The 3261-nt window shown below is 32.4% G+C and carries 3 protein-coding genes; 2 read left to right on the plus strand and 1 reads right to left on the minus strand.

Annotation, left to right across the window (positions count from 1 at the left end):
* Positions 1-113: 113 nt before the first annotated feature.
* Positions 114-1430, minus strand: a complete 1317-nt coding sequence (locus AOG54_RS02100) for a hypothetical protein (RefSeq protein WP_048101269.1) — start codon at positions 1428-1430, stop codon at positions 114-116.
* A 136-nt stretch (positions 1431-1566) separates the two neighbouring features.
* On the opposite strand from AOG54_RS02100, the gene AOG54_RS02105 reads away from it, so the two are divergent.
* Positions 1567-2133 (plus strand): hypothetical protein, encoded by a 567-nt coding sequence (locus tag AOG54_RS02105; RefSeq protein WP_054964046.1) that lies wholly within the window; start codon positions 1567-1569, stop codon positions 2131-2133.
* A gap of 4 nt (positions 2134-2137) precedes the next feature.
* Positions 2138-3261 (plus strand): AMP-binding protein (locus AOG54_RS02110; RefSeq protein ID WP_236692438.1); only part of this gene is annotated, 1124 nt, incomplete at its 3' end.

Raw genomic sequence — 3261 nt, forward strand, 5'->3', positions numbered from 1 at the left:
CTATCCAAATTTTATAATGTTAATTCAAAGGATATAAAGATAATCTCTGGCCTTAAATCTAAAAAGAAGTCCATTTTAATTAAAAACAAATAAGGTTTACTCGTGTTTATATTTCATCTTTTAATTATTTCCCTGTATGCATCCAAATTTATACTTTCATCTATTGTTTCCATCTTTCTCCTCAGTTCTCCCGGAATTTTTGATATATAAATATCATCCTTAATGATAAAGGCGTTAACAGATGAAAGTTCCAAAAGTAAAGATTCAATATAGCTCATTCTGCCCGGGTGTATAAATGTCGAATGCCTAAAAAATGATAAATAAAAATTAAGCGCTATTGTGTTTATTATTACATAGCCATCTATCGCCCTGCTATCAATCCAGTAAACGCTATCAGAATAAAGCCTGAATTTTGAGTATGATACAATACGGTCTATAAAATTCCTTAGGTTGATTGCCTGATAAATAAGATTATGATTTATGTCAAGGTTTGATATGGCCATTTTTAAATTTCTTACCTTCTTAAATTCAATAAAATCCACATCCTCATTTCCCTCATAAAATATATAATATAACAATTTTCCAATCCTTTTTTCTGAGAAAAATATGCTTTTTTTTAAAAGTTCATTATAATCCCTGTAAAGTATAATCTTCTCCATTTTAAATCTGTTTTTAATTTTTATAATATCATTTTCATTTCCCTCTATTATGAAATTAATATTATTTTTCATAAGTTTTTGTATGTTTTTTGGTGTATTAAAACCGGATTCCAGAATCAAAACACCACCATTATTAACAGACCTGGTCATATTAATGAACTTTTCAATATTGTAAAATTTATCGGTAATATAATCTGAATTTATTATATTAAGGCTGATGGCATCTATAAGTATATCCAAAATAACCACATTAAATTCATTTTTTTCCTCAATCTGTGATATTATTGATATCTCAATGTGAAGCAAAAGCATATCCTCTTTTATCTCCATAAGGTTCTCAAATTTATCACGTCTCCTTGACAGATACCTTAAAACATAACTTATATTGTTATTCATAATCTTAAGGCGTGGCCATATTAGGCTAAGTATGCTTCTTTTATAGTAATATCTTGAGTAACCAAGCGGGGATTTATAAAGTGCAATTATTAATGCAAGTGCCTTAATTTCATTATTGTATTTGTCAAATATATTATCTATTTTATCAAGTGACTGCCTGTTAAGGGTCATAATTGCCGCTATGTCCCCATACTGTAATGCCCTGTCAGGAACCACGAACTTTTGGTTTATAACTATATTCCCGTTATCCAGCCTTCCCAGATATCTTGTTTTTTTAATCTCCCTTTTATTCCTTTTATCCCAGATGTTTAAAGTATAGTATGCATAATATTTATTTTTAATATTTTTAATTTCAATCTGGCCAGATCTGCTCATAAAATATATAAGCCTTGGTAATATATTAAATGTTTTTCCAGGATATAATAGATTTATATATTACAATTAAAAGTGTTAACCTCCATTTTTTAAATTTAATATATAAATGCTTGTTAATATAAATTAGTGATAAAAAATGGTCAAATTTATAGAGAGTGCAAAAAATCATAAATCAAAAAGAAATAAGATAATACTAATAGCAGGGATAATCATTGCACTTCTATTGTCCATGACTGCGGGTTACATGGCACTAAACTCAGCAACTGTTACTGCAAAACCTGTGACACTGACTGATTTCGGGATTACAGCATCTGAAATGATTTTAACAAATGCAACAATTACGACATTAAATGTTAGTGGACAAACTGAATATCATGTTGTAATGCAAAAGGTATCAATAAGCAACCTTGTTTTAAAAAAGTATATTAACGGGTCATTGTACGCAACAATTAAATCATCGATGGCAACAGGATTAAATGTTACACTGTATGCAACACACATATATGCAAATAATACATCGTATACGAACCTTATTATAAATGAGCAGCCAAATTTTACCATAACAGCAAGTCAGATAATAATGTATAATGCCACAATAAATGCAACTTACCAGAAAGCCTCATCATTTAGCATGTCAAAAACAAACCTTGGATTCAACAGCCCTAATTTTATACTGGCTGCATACACGGTGAAGTCCAGGTGATTTAATGATGGAAGAAATTACTGAAAAACTGGATGATATACTAAAATTAAATTATCCACCCTGGGTACACAGGCACATTGATATACCAAAGATAAGCTTATATGATGCCTTTTCCCGGTCTGTGGATAAATATAAGAATAATATAGCAGTAGACTTCATGGGACTTAAAATAAGCTATGGGCAATTAAGGGATGAGGTGGATGCCCTTTCATTCAGGTTATCTGAACTTGGAATAACAAAGGGAGACCGAATTGCAGTTATGCTGCCAAATATACCACAGTACATCATATTTTTCTTTGCAATATCCAAGCTTGGTGCAATTATCGTCCAGGTTAACCCATTATATACAGAGAAGGAGATAAGGGAGGAACTATATGATTCTGGGGCACGTTCAATGGTTGTCATGGATGAATTTATAAATAAGGTAATAAAATTTTATCCTGCACATTTAAAAAATATTTTTGTTGTAAGGGTTAAGGATTATCTTCCCGGTGTAATATCTGCAATTTATTCCCTGATAACCATAAGAAAAAGGCCAAAAATTCCTGCAGCAGATAAGATATATATCTGTAAGAGGCCAAATAGAATAAAAGTATCTCCTGAACCGGTAGATATAGACCCTCAGAATGATCCTGCCCTGTTCCAGTACACTGGAGGCACAACAGGCGTTCCCAAGGCTGCAGTTTTAACACATTATAATTTAATAGCAAACGCATACCAGATAATAGAATGGCTTCCACCGAAGTACAAGGAGAATTTATCATATCTATCATCAATACCATTTTTTCATGTTTACGGCATGATGACCGCAATGCTAACACCATTGATACAGGGATCCAAAATTATTCTTGTACCAGACCCAAGAGATATTAAAATGACAATTAATTTAATGGAGAGAAAAAAACCAACGGCATTTCCGGGAATACCAACGTTATACCATTCAATTACCCAGTTTAAGAATATTGAGAAGAGGAATATCAGGGATGTAAGGGTATGCATTTCCGGTGCCGCACCCCTGCCTGTGGAACTGCAGAAAAAGTTTGAGGAACTTACAGGTGCAAAGCTCGTTGAGGGCTACGGCCTCAGTGAGTGCTCACCCGTGGCTAACATCACACCAATTTACGAAGA

This window comes from Acidiplasma aeolicum (genome assembly GCF_001402945.1).
Lineage (GTDB): Archaea > Thermoplasmatota > Thermoplasmata > Thermoplasmatales > Thermoplasmataceae > Acidiplasma > Acidiplasma aeolicum.